The sequence below is a fragment of the Bradyrhizobium sp. genome (assembly GCF_027307225.1).
Classification (GTDB): domain Bacteria; phylum Pseudomonadota; class Alphaproteobacteria; order Rhizobiales; family Xanthobacteraceae; genus Bradyrhizobium.
Window position 1 is genome coordinate 1 of record NZ_DAHUXJ010000006.1, and the last position, 18,337, is coordinate 18,337.

The 18,337-nt window shown below is 61.2% G+C and carries 16 protein-coding genes and 1 pseudogene; 9 read left to right on the top strand and 8 right to left on the bottom strand.

From position 1 onward, the window contains the following. Nucleotides 1–137, top strand: a pseudogene (locus tag M6D32_RS00700) (integrase core domain-containing protein); the annotation flags it as partial. 98 nt (nucleotides 138–235) lie between these two features. Here the strand turns inward: M6D32_RS00700 and M6D32_RS00705 are convergent. Both M6D32_RS00705 and M6D32_RS00710 read right to left on the bottom strand, forming a co-directional pair. Beyond that, on the bottom strand, nucleotides 236–874 hold the full coding sequence (locus tag M6D32_RS00705) for a DUF1109 domain-containing protein (protein ID WP_298252355.1): 639 nt from the start codon (nucleotides 872–874) through the stop codon (nucleotides 236–238). A gap of 2 nt (nucleotides 875–876) precedes the next feature. Beyond that, nucleotides 877–1,422 (bottom strand): sigma-70 family RNA polymerase sigma factor, encoded by a 546-nt coding sequence (locus M6D32_RS00710; RefSeq protein ID WP_298252357.1) that lies wholly within the window; start codon nucleotides 1,420–1,422, stop codon nucleotides 877–879. A 371-nt stretch (nucleotides 1,423–1,793) separates the two neighbouring features. Here M6D32_RS00710 and M6D32_RS00715 point away from each other — a divergent pair, with 371 nt between their 5' ends. Both M6D32_RS00715 and M6D32_RS00720 read left to right on the top strand, forming a co-directional pair. Continuing rightward, the gene (locus M6D32_RS00715; RefSeq protein WP_298252359.1) at nucleotides 1,794–2,465 is read left to right on the top strand and encodes a hypothetical protein; all 672 of its coding nucleotides are present in this window, start codon (nucleotides 1,794–1,796) and stop codon (nucleotides 2,463–2,465) included. Nucleotides 2,466–2,596: 131 nt separating this feature from the next. Next, nucleotides 2,597–3,376, top strand: coding sequence for an enoyl-CoA hydratase (locus tag M6D32_RS00720; RefSeq protein ID WP_298252361.1), 780 nt, complete (start codon nucleotides 2,597–2,599; stop codon nucleotides 3,374–3,376). A gap of 115 nt (nucleotides 3,377–3,491) precedes the next feature. Here M6D32_RS00720 and M6D32_RS00725 read toward each other — a convergent pair whose 3' ends face one another. Continuing rightward, complete coding sequence (locus M6D32_RS00725) at nucleotides 3,492–3,779, bottom strand: hypothetical protein (protein ID WP_298252363.1); 288 nt, start codon at nucleotides 3,777–3,779, stop codon at nucleotides 3,492–3,494. Between the two features lie 693 nt (nucleotides 3,780–4,472). Beyond that, nucleotides 4,473–6,326, bottom strand: a complete 1,854-nt coding sequence (locus tag M6D32_RS00730) for an acetyl-CoA hydrolase/transferase C-terminal domain-containing protein (protein ID WP_298252365.1) — start codon at nucleotides 6,324–6,326, stop codon at nucleotides 4,473–4,475. 166 nt (nucleotides 6,327–6,492) lie between these two features. On the opposite strand from M6D32_RS00730, the gene M6D32_RS00735 reads away from it, so the two are divergent. The 3 genes from M6D32_RS00735 (at nucleotide 6,493) to M6D32_RS00745 (ending at nucleotide 9,507) form a co-directional block, all read left to right on the top strand. Next, nucleotides 6,493–7,110 carry a glutathione S-transferase N-terminal domain-containing protein gene (locus M6D32_RS00735; protein WP_298252367.1) on the top strand — a complete coding sequence of 206 codons (618 nt, stop codon included), beginning with the start codon at nucleotides 6,493–6,495 and terminating at the stop codon, nucleotides 7,108–7,110. Between the two features lie 87 nt (nucleotides 7,111–7,197). Beyond that, nucleotides 7,198–8,517 carry an MFS transporter gene (locus M6D32_RS00740; RefSeq protein WP_298252369.1) on the top strand — a complete coding sequence of 440 codons (1,320 nt, stop codon included), beginning with the start codon at nucleotides 7,198–7,200 and terminating at the stop codon, nucleotides 8,515–8,517. Between the two features lie 27 nt (nucleotides 8,518–8,544). Then, nucleotides 8,545–9,507, top strand: a complete 963-nt coding sequence (locus tag M6D32_RS00745) for an amidohydrolase family protein (RefSeq protein WP_298252371.1) — start codon at nucleotides 8,545–8,547, stop codon at nucleotides 9,505–9,507. On the opposite strand, the gene M6D32_RS00750 is transcribed toward M6D32_RS00745, so the two are convergent. The 3 genes from M6D32_RS00750 to M6D32_RS00760 form a co-directional block, all read right to left on the bottom strand. Beyond that, on the bottom strand, nucleotides 9,495–10,406 hold the full coding sequence (locus M6D32_RS00750; RefSeq protein WP_298252373.1) for a hypothetical protein: 912 nt from the start codon (nucleotides 10,404–10,406) through the stop codon (nucleotides 9,495–9,497). The genes M6D32_RS00745 and M6D32_RS00750 overlap by 13 nt on opposite strands. Before the next feature lie 18 nt (nucleotides 10,407–10,424). Next, a complete protein-coding gene (locus M6D32_RS00755) occupies nucleotides 10,425–11,852 on the bottom strand; it encodes a hypothetical protein (RefSeq protein ID WP_298252375.1) in 1,428 nt (475 codons plus the stop codon). Nucleotides 11,853–11,955: 103 nt separating this feature from the next. Beyond that, on the bottom strand, nucleotides 11,956–13,350 hold the full coding sequence (locus tag M6D32_RS00760; protein ID WP_298252377.1) for a CoA transferase: 1,395 nt from the start codon (nucleotides 13,348–13,350) through the stop codon (nucleotides 11,956–11,958). 55 nt (nucleotides 13,351–13,405) lie between these two features. Here M6D32_RS00760 and M6D32_RS00765 point away from each other — a divergent pair, with 55 nt between their 5' ends. Further along, the gene (locus tag M6D32_RS00765) at nucleotides 13,406–13,696 is read left to right on the top strand and encodes a hypothetical protein (protein ID WP_298252379.1); all 291 of its coding nucleotides are present in this window, start codon (nucleotides 13,406–13,408) and stop codon (nucleotides 13,694–13,696) included. 509 nt (nucleotides 13,697–14,205) lie between these two features. On the opposite strand, the gene M6D32_RS00770 is transcribed toward M6D32_RS00765, so the two are convergent. Then, nucleotides 14,206–15,477 carry a tetratricopeptide repeat protein gene (locus M6D32_RS00770; protein WP_298252381.1) on the bottom strand — a complete coding sequence of 424 codons (1,272 nt, stop codon included), beginning with the start codon at nucleotides 15,475–15,477 and terminating at the stop codon, nucleotides 14,206–14,208. A gap of 405 nt (nucleotides 15,478–15,882) precedes the next feature. Here M6D32_RS00770 and M6D32_RS00775 point away from each other — a divergent pair, with 405 nt between their 5' ends. Both M6D32_RS00775 and M6D32_RS00780 read left to right on the top strand, forming a co-directional pair. Then, on the top strand, nucleotides 15,883–16,905 hold the full coding sequence (locus M6D32_RS00775) for a medium chain dehydrogenase/reductase family protein (protein WP_298252383.1): 1,023 nt from the start codon (nucleotides 15,883–15,885) through the stop codon (nucleotides 16,903–16,905). Nucleotides 16,906–17,272: 367 nt separating this feature from the next. After that, nucleotides 17,273–18,331 (top strand): HAD family hydrolase, encoded by a 1,059-nt coding sequence (locus M6D32_RS00780; protein WP_298252385.1) that lies wholly within the window; start codon nucleotides 17,273–17,275, stop codon nucleotides 18,329–18,331. The last annotated feature ends 6 nt before the right edge of the window (nucleotides 18,332–18,337 follow it).

An 18,337-nucleotide genomic window follows, 5' to 3' on the forward strand; every position in this document is an offset into this window, starting at 1 on the left:
CAGATGACAGAGCCCGACATCTGCCAGAGTGGCTACATCGATACAATTGGCACCGGCCGCATTGCAGCCTAAAGTGCAAACCACCTATCAGCCGTCTCGGTCTGACCGGGGACAACCTCTTGAGGCTCCACAGCTAGAGCCTATCTGGTTTTGATTGAATCAAAACCAGGCTCTAGATTCTTGTTTTGACGCGTTTTCTTCACGCGAACCGCTTCCCACTTCGCTCGAAAACGCTCTAGAACCTGAGCACCTTCGCGCCGATCAACGCGCCAGCCGCGGTCACGATCGCGGTCGCGATCGTGTACCAGGTCACCACGAACAGCGGCGAGTCGTCGGTGCAGTGCGACGCATAGAGCGTCGCCGCGAAGCCTGCCGAGATCAGCCCTGCCATAGCACCGGCCAGCGCCGGTCGCGCCGGCGCGCCATGGCGTAATCCGATCAGCGTCCCCGCCAGAAGCGGCAGCGAGAGCAGCGGAATGGCGAGCGTGCAGACCCGCGAATTATGTCCGATCAGCCGCGTCATCATCGGCAACCGCTGCGGCATCATCATTTCGCCCGCGATCCCGGCGGCAACGATTCCGATGGGAATCAACAGCAGCCATCCGCGATCCCTGAGCGAGGCTTCCGGCCGCGAAAGATGCAAGCCGACTGCGATGGCCGAGATCGCCAGCGCCAATGTGATCAGGAACTTCAGATCGAAAAACGGATTATGCATCGCCGTCATCACATCCGGACGAACGCCGAGCGTTATCAAGAACATCGCGAGCGAAACCGGTGCCGCGGCCAGCAGCGCGAGCGCCAGCACAAATCCAACCGGACGGACGCGGTGCGGATTGTCGGCGGCGAGCGTTCGAATGAGCTGTTCGGTTTCCATCCTTAGCCCTCCCGCAATTTGGCGGTGAGGCCCGCGAGCGCGCGATGCAACGCCACGCGCACCGCTCCTTCGCTCATGGCGAACTTCGTCGCGGTTTCCCTGATCGAGGCGCTCTCTACCGCGATCGATTGCAAGACCTCGCGCTGACGCGGAGGAAGAGTTTTCAGCAGAGTTGCAACCTCGTTGGTGGAAGCAGTCTCGGCGGCGGGTTGGTCCGGAATGGTCTCGGCAAAATCGTCGATATTGACGAAAACCCGCCGGCCCCGGCGCCGTAGCGCATCGATCAGCTTGTTGCGGGCAATCGCAAACAGCCAGGGCGCGAACGGCGCGTTGACGTCCCAGGTATGCCGTTTCAGATGTACCGCGAGCAAAATATCCTGCACGACGTCCTCGGATTGATCGACCGGTTGGCCGGCCCGCGTTAGCCCGCGGCGAGCCCCGGCCCTCAATACCGGAGTGACCGCCCTGAGCAGGCGATGATATGCGGCGCTGTCGCCTGAAATGGCCAACCGCATCAGGCCAGTCCACTCGTCACCACTTTCGCGCACGCGCGCTCCCAACTTCAATTCGGTCGCTTTTTCAAATTGTTACGCCCGCAGGCGCCAGTCACGAAATCGTGATTAGGCCACAAGCCGGCCGGAATCGCCTCACGTGATTCACGCGCTCCGGCTCATACCATATTCTGCACCTCTGGCAGGACCTGATGAATCAGGGCTAATTCAATGGGCCTGCCGCGCTTTCGCCCGGACTTGTCCGAAGATTCCCATTTTTTGCCCCGCTACGGACATAGCAGGCGGTCTTTTTCCTCGTGTAGCGACACTGACGTTCTGACATCCGTAAAGGTGGCCGCCGCGATAGGGAATGTCAGAACCGGGACACTAGCGACACTAGCTGGACTGGCAAAACGGGGAGATTGCCAATGATCATCAGAGCCAGCGGACGCTCGGCCTTGATCGCAGCCGCCGGACTCCTTGTGCTGCTCGCAAGTCCGGTCAAGGCGACGGACGGCGGCGATTCCGCAGCCGGCGCAACGCCGGACAGCCACGCCGCCGCGCCTGCGACCCTCCAAAAGACCACCAAACACGCTTGGCACCACCGCGGACACTCCGCGCACCGCAGGCTCCATACGATCGCGAAGTCCGACGATGACAAGAACGTCGATGACAAAAAGGTCGAGGACAAGAAAGCGATCGTAACGGGGGTCGCTACGACCACGGGCGACAACAGGCCGTTGGCCGATATCCCGCCGTCGATCGCCAACGCCAATGCCCAGATGCTGCTCGCCGGCGTGCAGATCAGTGCTGCCGCGGCAATACCGCCGGGAACCGACGTGCCGCCGACGACAACCGACACTGCAAGCGCTGACAATGGGACCGTGGTGGTCGCCTCTGATCAGCTGAACGATATCGACCGGACCCTGCAGGAAGGCACGTCGACAGTCGCCATGGCAGCGAGTTCGCCGCCCCCATCCGCAACGACGATGACCGGCCAAAGCTCGGCCTGGGATCAGACCTCCCTGATCGGGAAGATCTTCATCGGATTTGGCGCATTGCTGACCATGGCCTCGGCCGCGCGCATGTTCATTACCTGATATCGATGCGTCAAAGTAGGATTCTGGCCGGACCGGCTGTCTGGCCAGATCCGCATCGAACTGCGCCTACTTGAAGCGCATTCCTTCAGCAGGCACATTTGCAGGCCAATGCAGGATACGGAGTGCGGATCATGAAGACATTCGAACACATTATCGTCGAGACCAGGGGCAAGGTTGGTTTGATCACGCTCAACCGCCCGAAGATGCTCAATGCATTGTCCTTCGGCGTATTTCGCGAAATCGCAACTGCCGTCGACGAGCTCGAGGCGAACGACGGCGTCGGATGCATCGTCCTGACCGGCAATGAAAAGGCGTTCGCCGCCGGCGCCGACATCAAGGAGATGCAGCCGAAAGGCTTCGTCGAGATGTTTTCCAGCGACTTCATCGCGATTGGTGGCGACCGCGTTGCCACCTGCCGCAAGCCGACGATTGCCGCTGTGAGCGGTTATGCGCTCGGCGGCGGCTGCGAACTCGCGATGATGTGCGACATCATCATCGCTTCCGACACCGCAAAATTCGGCCAGCCGGAAATCACGCTTGGCACCATTCCCGGCATCGGGGGCACACAGCGGCTGACGCGCGCGATCGGCAAGTCCAAGGCGATGGATCTTTGCCTGACCGGGCGGATGATGGACGCCACCGAGGCGGAACGTTCCGGCCTCGTCAGCCGCATCGTTCCCGCCGACAGGCTGATGAGCGAAGTGCTGGGAATCGCGGAAAAGATCGCCGAGATGTCGCATCCGGCGGTGGAAATGGCCAAGCGCGCCATCAACCGCGCGTTCGAAACCCCGCTTTCCGAAGGGCTTCAGGTCGAGCGCGACCTGTTCCGCTCCACCTTCGCGCTGGAGGACCGTTCCGAAGGCATGGCGGCCTTCATCGAAAAGCGGAAGCCCGTGAACAAGAACAGATAGCTTGTCCTTGCGGATAAGCGAGAACAAGAACCGTCATTGCCTGCGACAAACGCGAAGCTTTTGCGCAAGGGAGCAGCGCGACGAAGCAATCCATCTTTCTTCGTTGCTGGACCGTTCAGGCCGCCTCTAGCCGCCTGATTTCTATTTCGAACTCAAAGCGCAATTGCGCACCTTCGTCGTCGGGCAGCCAGTTGGTCATCTGCGGAAAGATCGTCCGGTAAAGCAGAACGGTCCTGGGCTCCCAGGGAAACCGCTCCGCCGCGCGGGCTTCGGCCAAAATCCTGTAAAGTTCGGCGCGCGCCGAGTCAGGATCGCCGCGATATTCCGGCGTGGGAGAATCCTCGCCGAACAGTTCAGATTGTTTGCCAGCTTGGAAAAGGTCTGTCTGTCCGGAAGAGGCCATGTCTCACGCAATTTCGACGCTGAATCACTAAATCATGCGCGATCTAGCGGGGTTCTTACAACCGCTTCCATTGAAATTGGCCTCTACAAACGTTCCGGCCGTCCGATCTATTTCGGATTATCCGAATTTAACTTGACGCCGGGGTAGAAGCAGGATTATTGCGATTCGGTCCCGTCCCACAAAGGGGCGGCTCGCGATCGTCACGAACGCGGGGCGGGATGCGATGGACGCGGAAGGCGCAGCGAGACGAGCAGCGCCAAAGCGGACGGCGAAGCCGTGTGGTCCCGACGCCCCGACGCTGGCGTCAACTCGCGACAATGCTTGCGCATTGCGCGGGGACGGTGGCAAACAAGCCCGGTCACCGAGGAGAGCGCGGAGGAAACCGCTAAAGCCATTGCGCGGGGAATGCCGGGCGAACCGGCGCAACCGTGGTGACTAACTCGTGTGCTTTTTACTTTTGCCCACGAGGCTGCGGGTGCGGTTGGAGCGCCCGGCATTCCCTGCGCCCTGACCTCGAGGGCAAGGTATCCAAACCAAAACTCGGGCAGATATGCCGCGAGATCGCGAAGCTGTATCCAGGAGATACGCTGCTATTTGACAAGTGAATCTGTAGGCGCTGATAGGCGAAATCGCGGAGGCTGTCACCGGGCGCGCGTTCGCGCGACCCGTTGGCTCGCAATCACGGCTCGGCTATCAACCTTTCGGCTTCCGCGCCAAGGCTGCGATCAGCAGCGCCCGATAAAGCCGTTCCTGCCAGGTCGAAGGTTTATCCAGTCCCAATCTCGCGAGACATTCGGCGTCGGCGCGTTGAAACGGCTGCCGCCATCCCCGCCATACCAGGCCGGGCAAACGCTGCGGCGAGCGCTGCATCTCTTGCAGAAATTGCAAAGCCGGAATCAGGCGCTGCTCGACATCCGTGAAATCGCTGCCGAACGGAAATGACGGAAGCAAACCCGCCTGCCGCGCCGGCCGCAACGCCTCCGCAATCCGCTCCGGATAGTTTTCGCGGAAAGCACGCGGAATTTGAAAACCCGCCGGCAGTTTGCCCGCATCTTTCGCCAGACGGGTCAGTTCGTCCTGAAAACGGGAATCCGTGACCTGCAACATTGCCGCGATCACCTCGGCGTCGGATTTGCCGCGGAGATCAGCGACGCCGTACTCGCTGACGACGACATCACGCAGGTGCCGCGGAATGGTCTCGTGGCCGTAGTTCCAGCGAATGTTGGATTCCAGCCGGCGGCCCGCCCACCGGGTCGCCTCGACGGTCAGGACCGAGCGCGCGCCGGCCAGCGCAAAGGCCTGCGCCACGAAGTTATATTGCCCGCCGACACCGCTCACGACCTGCCCATTGTCGAGGCCGTCGGATATCGCCGCGCCAAGCAAGGTCACCATCATCGCATTGTTGACGAAGCGCGCATCGACACGGGCGCGGCGTTTGCTTTCTTCTTCGCCGTAGAGTTCGTTGGTGAACGACACCGCCGTCATCTGGATGCGCGCGATCTGCTCGCCCGTCATCTCGCGCAAGGCACGATAAAACGATTTTGGGCCCAGGAAAAATGCGCCGTGGAGCAGGACGCCGTCCACCTCGCGCTTGATGATGCCGGCGTCGATCAGGCCGATGAAGGCCTCGAACACCATTTCGCTGACGCCGTAGAGTCCCTTTTCGAAGTGGGCGGTTTCCGACGGCGGCGCGGCCGGCGCGAGCCGCGTCATGGTCTCCTTGAACCGCACGCCGTCGCGATGGCGCAGGATCAGACCTTGCGCCAGCGCATCGCCGACCTGGCCGATGCCGATCTGCAAACTGCCGCCATCGCGAACGAGGCCGGCCGCATGCAAGCCGATCGCGTACTTGGTGTCTGTGACTGGCTCGGACGGCGGTGCGAACAGGGGAAAATCGGTTTCCGGGCTCTCAAGCACCGCGCTGAATTCTTCGGCCGCCAGATCGCCGGCGCCGGGCATGAAGGGCAATTCGGAATTGACTTGCCCGATCAGCCTGAAGGATGCACGTCCCTCGGCACGCGCCCGCAGCACATCGAGCGTCGTATCGGTATTGCAGCTCAGGCTATAGCGAGCGACGCCGTCGACCACGCGCTTTGCGACGAGCTGAGCAACGACATTGAGGCCCCGCGCGAGCAGATAGGACGCAGCATGGGTGTAATTCGCGGAGATATAGTGCTGCTGCGCGAACGGGACGTGCAGCCACCTCCCCGCCAGAAAGAAGAATTCGATCACCTCGACGTTGGGGGGCAATTGGTTGGCCCGCAGCGCATCGGCGTAAGCGAGGTCCGGGTAGCCGCCAAACAGCCGATCGATGACGGGCGAAATAAAGCGCCGCTCGAGCAGATTGGACGGCCGCGGCTTCTCCAGCGTCAGCGCCGAGAACAAGGTGAGGCGGATGGAGCGATCCGCGACCGCGCGCGCGTAGAGCGCATTGACGACATGGTTGGCCTTGCCGAGGCCGAGCGGCAAACCGACCACAAGATTGGTCCCGACGTCACGGACGATGTCTTCCGCAATCGCCTCGGGATCGGAAAACAGCTTTGGCATCTATCTTCCTTCAGAGCCGCCCGGACGCTGAGCGCTACCCGCGTGCCGCAATGGCGAGATGCGACATATCGCTTTCTCTGTTCGTTCGGCTGCGATAACGGTTTTGTCAATGGCAAGCTGTCCGAGAAGTGGACGAGCGCCAGTATTCTGTTCGGAGGTCACGACGATGAAATTGTATTACGCAACGGGCACCTGTGCACTGGCTTCCCATATCGCATTGGAAGAGGCCGGCGCACAATATTCGACCGTCAAGCTCAACTTCGCGACCCGCGAACAATATTCGCCGGAATATCTCGCCATCAACCCGAAGGGACGCGTCCCCGCGCTGGTGACTGACCGGGGTATTCTGACCGAGACACCGGCGATGCTCGCCTACATCGCCCAGCGCTTTCCCAAAGCAAGACTGGCGCCGGTCGATGATCCCTTCGGCTTTGCCGAGGTGCAGGCTTTCAACAGCTACCTCTGTTCGACCGTTCACGTCGCCCATGCCCATCGCATGCGCGGCACGCGATGGGTCGACGATCCCACAGCGATCGAGGCCCTGAAGCGCAAAGTGCCGGAAACCGTCGGCGCCTGCTTCGAGCTGATCGAGAACAAGATGATCAGGGGACCCTGGGTGATGGGTGACACCTATACGATCTGCGACCCTTATCTGTTTACAATCGCGAACTGGATGGAAAGCGACAGCGTCGACCCCGCGCGCTTTGCCAAAGTCAAGGCGCATCGCGACCGCATGGCCGAACGGCCCGCCGTCCGCAAGGTGCTAGCGGCCGAAAAGGGCTGATATCTAGTGTCCCGGTTCTGAAATTCGTATCATATCGCAGCGGGCAGACTAGCCAAAGAAACCAGGTACGGAGCAGGAGGAAATTTCATGGCGGCGGCGGAAGCCACAACAGCAATCGAGCGACAGACGATCGCAAAGGTTTCCTGGCGGCTGTTGCCTCTGGTCGCCGTCGCCTACTGCATCGCCTATATCGACCGCAGCAACATCTCGTTCGCTGCGCTGACCATGAACAAGGATCTCGGCATCAGCGCTTACCTCTATGGCTGGGGCGCCGGAATCTTTTTCTTCGGCTACTTCCTGTTCGAGATTCCGAGCAACCTCATTCTGGAGAAGATCGGTGCGCGAATCTGGATAGCGCGGATCATGATCACGTGGGGGATCATCTCCGGCCTCACCGCTCTCGTCACCGGTTCCACCAGCTTCCTGATTGTCCGCTTTTTGCTGGGGGCGGCGGAAGCCGGCTTCTTCCCAGGCATGATCCTCTATCTCACCTACTGGTTTCCGGCCCAATATCGCGGCCGCGTCATCTCGACTCTCTTTATCGCACAACCGCTTGCCAACGCCGTTTCGTCGATCGCCTCTGCCGCCATTCTCGGCATGCATGGCATGCTCGGACTGAAGGGCTGGCAGTGGATTTTCGTCATCGAAGCCGTGCCCGCCGTGCTGCTCGGGCTCTTCATCTTGCGCAACATGACGGACCGGCCTGAGCACGCCGATTGGCTCGCCGAAGACGAAAGAGGCTGGTTGCAGGCGCGGCTGGCGGCCGAAAGCCGCGAAGTCGCGGGCGCCGGCCATCTGACATGGACAAAGGCGCTCGCCGACCCCCGCGTCGTTGCGCTGTCGTTGATTTATCTTATGAGCGTGACCGCAAACTACGGCATCGTTTTCTTCATGCCGCAGATCGTCAAGGCCATGGGCCTTTCCAACATGATGACCGGCGTCGTTTCCTCGCTGCCGTATTTTGTCGGCACCGTGGGCTTGATCGCCTGGGGCTGGTCGTCGGACCGCAACAAGGAGCGGCGCTGGCACCTGATCGTCGCCTCGACGCTGGGCGCGCTCGGGCTCGCTTTTGCCGGATGGTGCGGCACATCTTATTGGGCGTTGCTTGGAATGGCGGCCGCCACCGTCGGTATCTACGGCTCGCGCGTGGCGTTCTGGCCGATGCCTTCACTCTTCCTGACCGGAACGGCTGCGGCAGGCGCGATCGCCATGATCAACGCCATCGGCAATCTCGGCGGCTATTTCGGCCCCTTCGTCGTCGGCTGGGTCAGGGAATCCACCAAGAGCTTCAGCGCCGGACTTTATTTCCTCGCCGCCTGTTCGCTGATGGCGGCCGTCATCACCTTCCTTGCCGCGCGCGCGTCGGGCGTTCCCGCCGCCGTGCCGGAGCCAAGCGCCGCCGAATAATCAACAACAGCAAAAGAGGAGACGACCATGCTTAATCGACGAGACCTTCTGCTCGCATCCGTTGCCGCAGGCGTCGCGATGCAAAATCGGACAGCGTTCGCCAAGGCATCGCAGCCATCAACCAAAGTGAGTTTCGAAGTTCCGGCCCACGCCTGTGACTGCCACACCCACATCCACCTGCCGGAGAAATATCCGTTCTTCTCGGGGCGCGTTTATACGCCAGAGCCCGCCACGCCGGAGGAAATGGCGGCGCTGCACAAGGCGCTCGGCATCGAGCGCGTCGTGATCGTGACGCCGAGCGTCTACGGCACCGACAACCGGGCGACGCTCGAAGGCATGAAATACCGCGGCAACACGGCGCGCGGCGTGGCGGTGATCGACGACAAGACCTCGGAAAGTGATCTCGATGCGATGGGCAAGGCCGGCATCAAAGGCATCCGCGTCAACCTGGCCACCGGCGGCACCAACGATCCGTCGGTCGGCCGCAAGCGCCTGGAGGGTGCGATCGATCGCGTGAAGGGCCGCGGCTGGCACGTCCAAGTTTACACCATCCTTCCGCTGCTCAAGAACATCACGGATGTCCTTGCCTCGTCTCCTGTGCCCGTGGTGTTCGATCACTTCGGCGGCGCGGAGGCAGCGAAGGGTCTCGAACAGCCCGGCTGGGCAGAACTGGTCGAGGCCGTGAAGAGCGGCAAGGCCTATGTGAAGATCTCCGGCGCATATCGCCTGTCGAACAAGGCGCCCGACTATCCCGATGCCGTGCCGTTTGCGAAGGCACTGATCGCCGCGAACCCGGATCGCCTGGTATGGGGCACGGACTGGCCGCACCCGGATTCGGTGACACCGCCAGGCAAGAAGGCCACCGACTTGAACCCGCTCTACCAGATCGACGACGGCCGCGTGCTCAACCAGCTCGCCGTCTGGGCGCCGGATGCCGCTACGCGCAAGAAGATCCTGGTCGACAATCCGGCCCGGCTCTACGGATTCTGAGGATCGCCGGCCGGCGCCGCGTGCTCCGTCAGGCGCGGCGCCTGTTGGGCAAAACTGCGCCGCCATTCGCCGGCTTTGCGCAGTCCGCCGAACGGAAACAGATGGAGCGCGGCGATCGACCCCTTCGATTTGTCAAAGCCTGCCTGTAGTCCGCAGACGACTTCGTCTGGCCCGGCATCGGTCAACAGGCGGCCGAAACGGCCGATCTGGTTCCGCATCGACCTGATCGAATTGCCGATGCCGCAACGAAGCGCAAATTTGATCAAGGTCGCCGGCGTCGCCGGCCCCGCAACGCCGACGATGACGGGAAGTCCGCCGCCATGCGCCTCGAGCTCGCCGATCCATCCAAGGATCGGTGCGCTCTCGAAACAGAACTGCGTCATGACTTCGACCCTGACGCCGGCCCGGCGACCCCAGTCCCGCCATTCAACGAGCGCCTTGAAAGCGTTATGCGGCGCGAGATACGGATGACCTTCGGGATGGCCCGCAATATTCACGGATGTGATCCCGTGCGTCTCGATCAATCCGCTGTGGCACACGTCGAGGCTCGACCTGAACGGCCCCTTTGGTGCCGCAACGTCGCCTGCGATGACCAGAATGCGCGTGACATTTGCCTCCCCGCGCGCGCGCTCCAGAAAATCGCCGAACGCCTCGCGCGAAGCCATCTCCCGCGCAGCGATGTGGGGAACGGGGTTAAAGCCAGCACGGCGCAGTGCAGCCGCCGTTTCGATGTTGCGGCGGTAGTTGTCGCCCGGCAGGAACGTGATCGTCACACTGGTGCCGCGGTCGAAATTGTCCTGTAGCGCCGGCAGCTGACGTCCGTCCGATGATATCTCGACGGAGGCCGCCGATACGAGCGCCGCGAATTCGCTGGAGATGGCGTGATCCGATACCGTCATCATGCGGTCCTTCGAAAATCAGGCCGGGGCGCGGCGGCGCGAGATCACGTAAGTCTCGTCGTTGAACCACAAGCCGCCGTGCTTTTTCAGGACGCGGTCGGTGGCCTCGAGGTAACGCCCGTCGCGAACCACCTCCGACAACCTGTCGTCCTCGATCTGCGCGACATAGATCGCCGCATTCCAGGCCGCAAACAGCGTGGAGGTTCCGATCGGCCCGCTCACTTCGTCCGGAAGCGTATGCATGTGATAGCGGAAGATCGAGCGCGCGTCGGAGGAAGCATTGAAATTGTAGTGCCGGGCTGCCGCGCCAAGCTCGTGCTTGACCTGCCGCAGAAGGGCATGACGGTCCGACGTGAAGGGATTGTCTCCGGGCCAGACACCATCGATGATTTCCATCCCCGGATCGTTGCCATGCGAATGGATGCCAATCAGCCGGCCACCCGGCCGTAGAGACCGGGCCAGCGGACCGATCACCTTCGATGCCTTGAACTCGACGCTGGCCCGCGCCCGGTAAGGCTGCGACGCGATAACAAGATCGTAATCGGCCATCACCCGGCCGGGCCGCGGCATGATTGGATCGAGCAGGAACGAGTGATCTTCCCGCCGCAGCGTGAGCACGATCGGCCGGGCGTAAACCGGATTGCCGGTGGTCTGGCTGATTCCAGCACGCCAGTTCTCGGCGAGAAATCCCTCCAGCTGCCTGATCTGCTCGGCAAAACCGTGCGCGGTGTTGCCCGACAGCGCGACATCTTTCCAGATCAAGCTTTGCGCCGCGGTCGCCGAGCGCGGTGTCAACCATGGCGCTTCGGCATAATAAAGATTGGTAACGACGAGCACAGTGGCGGGATGTTCGAACAGACGATCCGCCATCTTCTCGAGCATCAGCCGGACGTCCTCGTAGCTGATTTCCTTCGCGACGGCATAGAGCGGCATGGTGGGAAAGCGGGCGTGCAGCGCGCGCATCACGCGCGACAGCACGGTGCCATCGCCCACGCCTGCGTCAAAGATCCGAAGCGCGGGAGGCGTCGGCTGTAATCCGCCCAGTTCGAGCGAAATCCGGTTTGCGACGTCGGTCTTCTCGCTACAGGTGGATACGAAGAGAAGGTACTTCTGGCGATTGTCGAAGAAGCGGAAACCTGAAGGCGCCGCCTCGGTCGGCACCAAGGCTCCGTTGCCGGGCTTCGGCTGTACCGGTACTCCGCCAGGCAACGGCAAGGCGGTGCTGCGATGCTCGGACAGGTAGCTGCGGACCTTGTCGAGCGTGCCCGTGGTAATCTTGGCCCCGTCGCGAAGCCGCGACACCAGTTTGCCGTCATTGACGACAAGCCGCCCGAACGTGGACTCTGCCGTCTGCGTTGCCCGGCAATAATCGCGTATTTCACTCAAGATCTGATCGGAGGTCCCAGGTTGGCCTTGAAGCTGGCTGTGCTGCTCTGCGGTCCGCATCATGAACTCCGGCGTTTCTCCCTGGCCGGCAATCAAGGGCGGCGCGTCGGAGCACGTCAACCACAAACGGAGTGGGCAGAGATTGTGGGCGTGCGCCCATAACTCATCGCGCCGGCCATTGCGGCGGATGACTGCCGAGCGGCACGGCCGGCCGCGACCAGAAGGCCGGCGTCCGCGACAACCGCGCGGCGTGACGGATCGCCTGCAGCGGCCCGAAACCGGATGGCGACGGCTCGACGAAGGGCTTGATCGCCTCCGCCTTCAGATCTTCCGTCTTGAGCCCGTCGGGGACGCGGCCGAGATTCCAGATCCATCGTCCGGTCTGCGCCAGCGATATCAGGACATGCCAACTGCCGCCCTCGCGCGACTGGCGCGCTTTCGCCATCATGGCGCCGAACGCCATCAGGTAACCGGTGGCATGATCCAGAATCTGCGCCGGCAATTCCTTCGGACCGTCGATGCCGGCAGCCTGCCCTTCGGCGTGGTTGAATCCCGTCGACGTCTGCACCAGCGAATCGAAGCCCCGGTGCTCCGACCATGGCCCGACATGGCCGTAGGCGGAAAGCGAAACATAGATGATGCCGGGATTGATCTTTGCTGCCTCCTCCGGCGAAAAACCGAGATGGGCAAGCGCCTGCGGACGGTAGCCTTGCGAAAAGATATCGGCCTCTGCGAGCAACTCCTTCAGTCTGTCGCGGCCCTCGCCCGTCTTGAGGTCGAGGAAGGCCGAGAGTTTGCCGCGGCCGGTATCGATCGTGAGCCACGGGATCGCCGGAAGATCAGGCCCCGACACCAGCAGCACATCGGCGCCATGCACCGCAAGCGTGCGGCCGGCGACGGGCCCCGCAATCACGCGCGACAGGTCGAGCACGCGCAACCCAGCAAGCGGCTGGTCGCCTGAAGGCCAAGGCTTCGGCACGGCATCGCCGATTTTCTCGATCGAGATGACAGGCAGGGCGGCCAGCGCTTTGGCGTGCGGCATTGCCGACCACTCGTCATAGGAGCGCATCATCGAGACCACGCCGCCGGCTTGATACGCCGCAGTCTCGAACGCCTCGGCGTCCCATTGCATCAAGGCAGCTTGAACCGCCTCGCGTTCGGCCTTGCAGCTCAAAACGCGGCATACGGCATCGCGGTGATGGGGAAAATTGGTATGCAGACGGACAAAGCGCCGATCGCGTGTCTTGTAGACGCCCGCAATCGCGTCCCACACCGGCGGTGGCGGCGTGCCTTCGACGCGAAGGTAACGCTCGCTGCGGCATTCGACGACGGCGTGGCGCATATCGACCGCGATATCCTGCCCCTGCCCGCTGCGTAATTTCCAGATCCGGGTTGCGGCCAGTCCAGCCGCGGCAATGCCCACCTGCGCTGCCGCCGCGACACGAAACGACGACGGCAGTTGCGGCTCTTCGCCCGATAGTGAGACGGCATCGAGCGCGGCAGGATCGCCGTCGACAGAGGTCCAGAGGTCGGCCAGGATTTGTTTCGGGCTTTGCATGACGGTTGCTCTTCTTTAGATCTCACTGCTCTGTCCTAACATGGAAGGAACCGCAATGGCTGCGATCGACCCATTGACTGCCGGGGGCGTCTTGCTTGCGACTGCCTTAACCGACGCGGTCTATGTCATGTTTACGTCAGCCGTGGTGGCGCAAAAGCGTGTGCCCGCGGCGACCTGGAGCAGCATCTGGTACCTGCTCTCCTCCTACGCCGTGATCTCCTATACGGAGAACTGGATTTATGTCGCGTTTGCAGCGATCGGTTCATGGCTCGGCGCATTTGTATCGATTACTTACCTGCACCGGCCGCCCGGCGGACCGCCGATTGGCGCGGCGCCTGAGATTTAGATACGCGCTCACAATCTCGCGGCGCGGATAGCGTCCGAGGTTGGCAACGGCATGTCCCTCTCGAAGACTGAGGGCGCAGAGAATGCCGGGCGCTCAGCGCGCCCGCGGCCTCGTGCGCAAAGAGTAGAAAGCACACGAGTTAGTCACCACAGGTTGGCCGAAGCATTCCGGCAGTCCCTGCGCGAATGGTTTTAACGGCTTATTCCGTGCTCTCTCCGGCGATCGGGCTTTTTTGTCACCGTCCCCGCCGTGATGCGTCAGCATCATCGGCCGGTTAACGCCAGCGTCGAGGCGTCAAGACCACACGACTTCGCCGTCCGTTTTTGCGCCGTTCGTCTTCAGGCATAAAAACGTCCACCGCATCTCGCCCAACGTTCGTGACGATGGCCAACGTCCCTCTTTCGGGCGAGACGGGCGAAGCTTTAGGATTGATTTGCCCGACGGGTTAAGCGAAATATTTTCGCAGCGAAGGCTGGACAGCCAGAGCAAATCAGACGTGACGCGTTAGATCATTTGGGGTGCGACGACGCGCAAACCGTCGGCAGCAGACCGTTTGGTCCAGAACCAATAGGGGAGCAGGGTCGGTAGAGCCAGGGCTTTTGCTGTTGAATGATCGTAAGCAGAGGCCCTTTCAGCGGAGAAGTTTTGTACGGCCCAACCCCGCTGCCCTGCCAGGTCAGCTCTCTAGCCCTTTCGTCGTCGGCAAGGGCTGCATCATTGTCGTGCTTGAGCAAGTACACGCTGCGACGGTGCCGATAGGCATCAACATCCTTGCCGTTCAATTCGATCAACTTCGAAAGGTCTGCGATCGCTTCATCAAATTTTCCCGTCAATTGGTAGGCCTTCGCTCGAAGGCGGTAGTTTGCGGGCAAACGTGGATCTATTTGGATGGCCGATGTGTAGTCTGCTATCGCGCCACTAAGTTCGCTTTTTTCAACGCGGGCCAACCCGCGAATCCGGTAAGCCCGTCCGAAAGTCGGATCAATTTCGATCGATCTTGTTGCATCCGCAATGGCGGCATCATTTGCATGGTTATGCTGGCGCGCATTTGCACGAGCTGCATAAGGCAAGGCGCTTTGCGGATCTATCGCGGCCCAGCGGGTGTAGTCGGCGATCGCGCCGCTAAAATCAGACTTCTGCTCGAAGACAAATCCCCGGACTTTGAACCCATCAAAACCAACTTTCGGTGCGATCTTCATCAGCTTATCGAGTTCGGCGGATGCTTTCGATTGTTCCTGGCTTAGACTGTAGGCGTTGGCCAGGACGAAGTGGGCAGTAGGAAAGCCGGGATCAATCTCAACAGCCTTATTTGCATCAGTGAGCGCGCCGCCGGCATCCCTTTCCCTATACCGTGCTGAACTCCGGTCGATATAGGCTCGTTTGCTGTCGGGATCCAACTCGATCGCTTTGGTAAGATCAGCGATAGCGCTTTTATTGTCTCCAGTACCAAAATAGGCGGCGCCTCGCCTCACGTAGGCATCTGCGAATTTCGCGTCTAGCTCGATCGCTTTGCTTTCATCGGCAATGGCATCCGCATAACCTTCTTTTCGCCAATATGCGGCCCCGCGCCGATAGTAGGCCTGAGCGCGATCTACCTCACTCAAACTGCCGGCGTTGATCAGTTCGGTGCAGTCGGCGATCGCGCGAACCTCGGGAACGTCATTACCCGGTTTGCAGGACTTCCAATCCATACTGCCTTGCGCAAATGCGCCATGACCAAGCAGAAGGCACGCGTAAAGCCCTGCGAACGAGCCCCTGATAAAAACCCATCCAAAATCCATTGAACGCGACACCTGCAAAGGAATTATATATCAATTTAAAGCTGCATCGCGGTTCTGAGCAAGGTGTTTCAACGCGCAGGCTCGCGGTGGCGGGTCAGACCGGCAGCGAGCCGGCAGGTCGGTCAACCCGTGACGCCTGGCGTTTGACCGCAGGTCGCCCATGAGGGGTACAGCGGACTAAAGGCAACGCTGATATCGACTTCTGCTCGTGGCCCATACTGACGAGAGCCAGCTTCTCTGATGTGTCTGATGTCAGGGATGGACCGGAGGTGGCCGGGCGCTAGACAACTCGGCGCTGTTGACCCATCACCGACTTGCCGGTTCAGAAATTGCCGTTTTGCGAATATTGTTAGATTGAAGTGCCGGCCGTAGATTGAGGCACGCCCAAGCGAGGGAGCACTTGTCGTGCGACAGATCTGGATCACCCGCGCAGGCCCTCCGGAGGTGCTGCAAGTCAAGGAAGCCGCCGATCCTGCGCCGAAGGCGGGAGAGGTCCGCATCCGCGTCGAGGCGAGCGGGGTCAATTTCGCCGACATCATGGGGCGCATGGGCGTGTATCCGGATTTGCCGCCCATGCCGGTTGTGCCTGGCTACGAAGTCAGCGGTCGGATTGACGCTGTCGCCTCTGGCGTCGACGAGAGCTGGATCGGTCGAGACGTCATTGCGATGACCCGTTTTGGCGGATATGCCGACGTGGTATGCGTACCCGTGAAGCAAGTATTCCCGCAACCGGCCGGGCTGTCGGCACTCGAGGGTGCCGCCATTCCAGTGAACTACTTTACCGCCTGGCAGCTTGTCGTGGTCATGGGAGCACTCAAGGCCGATGAGACCGTACTCGTCCACTCAGTGGGCGGCGGGGTTGGCATCGCCGCGACGCAGATCGCGAAGCATATCGGGGCGCGCGTAATCGGCACTGCATCGGCCGGAAAGCACGACGAAATGCGCAGCCTGGGCGTCGACCATCTCATCGACTACCGGACCGAGGATTTCGAGAAGCGGACCCGCGAAATCACCGGCGGTCGCGGCGTCGAGCTGATCCTCGACGCGGTCGGCGGCGAGTCCTGGAAAAAAGGATACCGTGTGCTTGCCCCTACCGGCCGGCTGGGGATGTTCGGCGTTTCTTCGCTCGCGAGCGGCAAGGAGCGTAATATCTTGTCCATGCTTTCCATGCTCGCCACTACACCGTGGTTTCAGTTCAATCCGCTTGGTCTCATGAACGCGAACAAGGGCGTATTTGGCGTAAATGTCGGCCATTTGTGGGACGAGATCGATCGCTTGCGCGGGTGGGGCGAAGCAATCATGGAGCTTGCGGCACGCGGTGTCGTCAAACCGAAGGTGGCGGCGAGCTTCAGGTTTGATGATGCTCCGAAAGCGCACCACTTCATCCAGGATCGACGCAACGTCGGCAAGGTGCTCCTTGTCCCCTGAGGGCGCGAAACGCGGTTCGCCTAATGTAGCCGGGATGACGTGGGTTGGCCGGGCGTAAATTCCTGGTGGTCGAACAACCATCCAGGAGCTGGTTCAATCCGAAGACCAGCTTGGCCATGTCATCCAGCCAAATGCAACGCCTATGGCCCGGGCCCTGGTTCGATTTCGGCGCTTTCGGGACGAGGCGGAAATTTTCCCGCTGACAACAGACACGATCGCGTGACGCCTGGAAATCTGCCGAAGGCGCATAGCGCGTCGGGTCGCCTTCGACGAAATTTCCCTCGACGAGGCCTTTGATCACACTATTGGCGCCACCTTTCAAATCCCGCCGTTTGCAGTTGCGAGGCTCATATATCGGAGAACTGCCATGAAGTCCGACGACCCGTCGCCTGGAATTGACCGTCGCACTCTGGCTTTAAACCTCATCTTATTGCCATTTCTGTCCTCAACACTGTCTTCCTCGCCAGTCAAAGCGCAGACGACGCCAAACGCACCGCTCGCCTCCTGGAACGAAGGCGCGGCGAAACAGGCAATCCTCGACTTTGTACGCGCCACTACCGATCAGGGAAGCTCGAAATTCGTGCCGCCCGAGGATCGCATCGCCACCTTCGATCAAGACGGCACGCTCTGGGTTGAGCATCCTATCTACGCGCAAGTGACGTATTGCCTGGACCGCGTTTCGGCGCTGGTGGAAAAAAAGCCCGAACTCAAGGGAATCGAACCGTTCAAGACCGTGCTGTCCGGCGATCGGGAAGCGATGGCCAAGCTGTCGAGGCATGACCTTGAGACAATTCTCGCCGCGACCCTGACTGGCATGCCGGTCGAGGAATTTGAAGCCGACGTCAAAAACTGGCTGGATACCGCCACGCATCCGCGCTGGAAGCGCCTCTACACCGAGTTGACTTATCAGCCGATGCTCGAGGTCTTGCAGTATCTGCGAACCAGCGGCTTCAAGACCTATATTGTGACCGGCGGCGGCCAGGATTTTGTGCGCGTCTATTCGCAGCGCGTCTATGGCATCCCTCCCGAACAGGTGGTCGGCAGCATGGGCGGCACGAAGTTCGGCTACGACAAGGAGGGCAAGCCGTTTCTGACCAAGGAGCCAAAGCTACTTTTGAACGACGACAAGGCCGGCAAACCCGAAGGCATTCATCTGATGATCGGCCGTCGTCCGAACGCGGCCTTTGGCAACTCGGACGGTGACCGCGAGATGCTGGAATATACCGGAGCCGGCGACGGCGCGCGGTTGATGATGCTGGTGCTGCACGACGATGCAGCCCGCGAATACGCCTACGGCCCGGCGCGCGGCTTGCCCAACAGCAAGTTCGGGACCTTCACTGCGGCACTCGACGCCGAGGCGAAGAAGAATGGCTGGACAGTCATCAGTATGAAGAACGACTGGAATCGCGTTTTCAGCTTCGAATAAGACGCG

What these genes read in the sequence shown, in the direction of transcription:
- M6D32_RS00740 (WP_298252369.1), top strand. Translation starts at nt 7,198, where the DNA reads ATGGCGGCGGCGGAAGCCACAACAGCAATCGAGCGACAGACGATCGCA.
- M6D32_RS00705 (WP_298252355.1), bottom strand. Translation starts at nt 874, where the DNA reads ATGGAAACCGAACAGCTCATTCGAACGCTCGCCGCCGACAATCCGCAC.
- M6D32_RS00715 (WP_298252359.1), top strand. Translation starts at nt 1,794, where the DNA reads ATGATCATCAGAGCCAGCGGACGCTCGGCCTTGATCGCAGCCGCCGGA.
- M6D32_RS00750 (WP_298252373.1), bottom strand. Translation starts at nt 10,406, where the DNA reads ATGACGGTATCGGATCACGCCATCTCCAGCGAATTCGCGGCGCTCGTA.
- M6D32_RS00755 (WP_298252375.1), bottom strand. Translation starts at nt 11,852, where the DNA reads ATGCGGACCGCAGAGCAGCACAGCCAGCTTCAAGGCCAACCTGGGACC.
- M6D32_RS00780 (WP_298252385.1), top strand. Translation starts at nt 17,273, where the DNA reads ATGAAGTCCGACGACCCGTCGCCTGGAATTGACCGTCGCACTCTGGCT.
- M6D32_RS00735 (WP_298252367.1), top strand. Translation starts at nt 6,493, where the DNA reads ATGAAATTGTATTACGCAACGGGCACCTGTGCACTGGCTTCCCATATC.
- M6D32_RS00725 (WP_298252363.1), bottom strand. Translation starts at nt 3,779, where the DNA reads ATGGCCTCTTCCGGACAGACAGACCTTTTCCAAGCTGGCAAACAATCT.
- M6D32_RS00745 (WP_298252371.1), top strand. Translation starts at nt 8,545, where the DNA reads ATGCTTAATCGACGAGACCTTCTGCTCGCATCCGTTGCCGCAGGCGTC.
- M6D32_RS00720 (WP_298252361.1), top strand. Translation starts at nt 2,597, where the DNA reads ATGAAGACATTCGAACACATTATCGTCGAGACCAGGGGCAAGGTTGGT.
- M6D32_RS00770 (WP_298252381.1), bottom strand. Translation starts at nt 15,477, where the DNA reads ATGGATTTTGGATGGGTTTTTATCAGGGGCTCGTTCGCAGGGCTTTAC.
- M6D32_RS00765 (WP_298252379.1), top strand. Translation starts at nt 13,406, where the DNA reads ATGGCTGCGATCGACCCATTGACTGCCGGGGGCGTCTTGCTTGCGACT.
- M6D32_RS00730 (WP_298252365.1), bottom strand. Translation starts at nt 6,326, where the DNA reads ATGCCAAAGCTGTTTTCCGATCCCGAGGCGATTGCGGAAGACATCGTC.
- M6D32_RS00760 (WP_298252377.1), bottom strand. Translation starts at nt 13,350, where the DNA reads ATGCAAAGCCCGAAACAAATCCTGGCCGACCTCTGGACCTCTGTCGAC.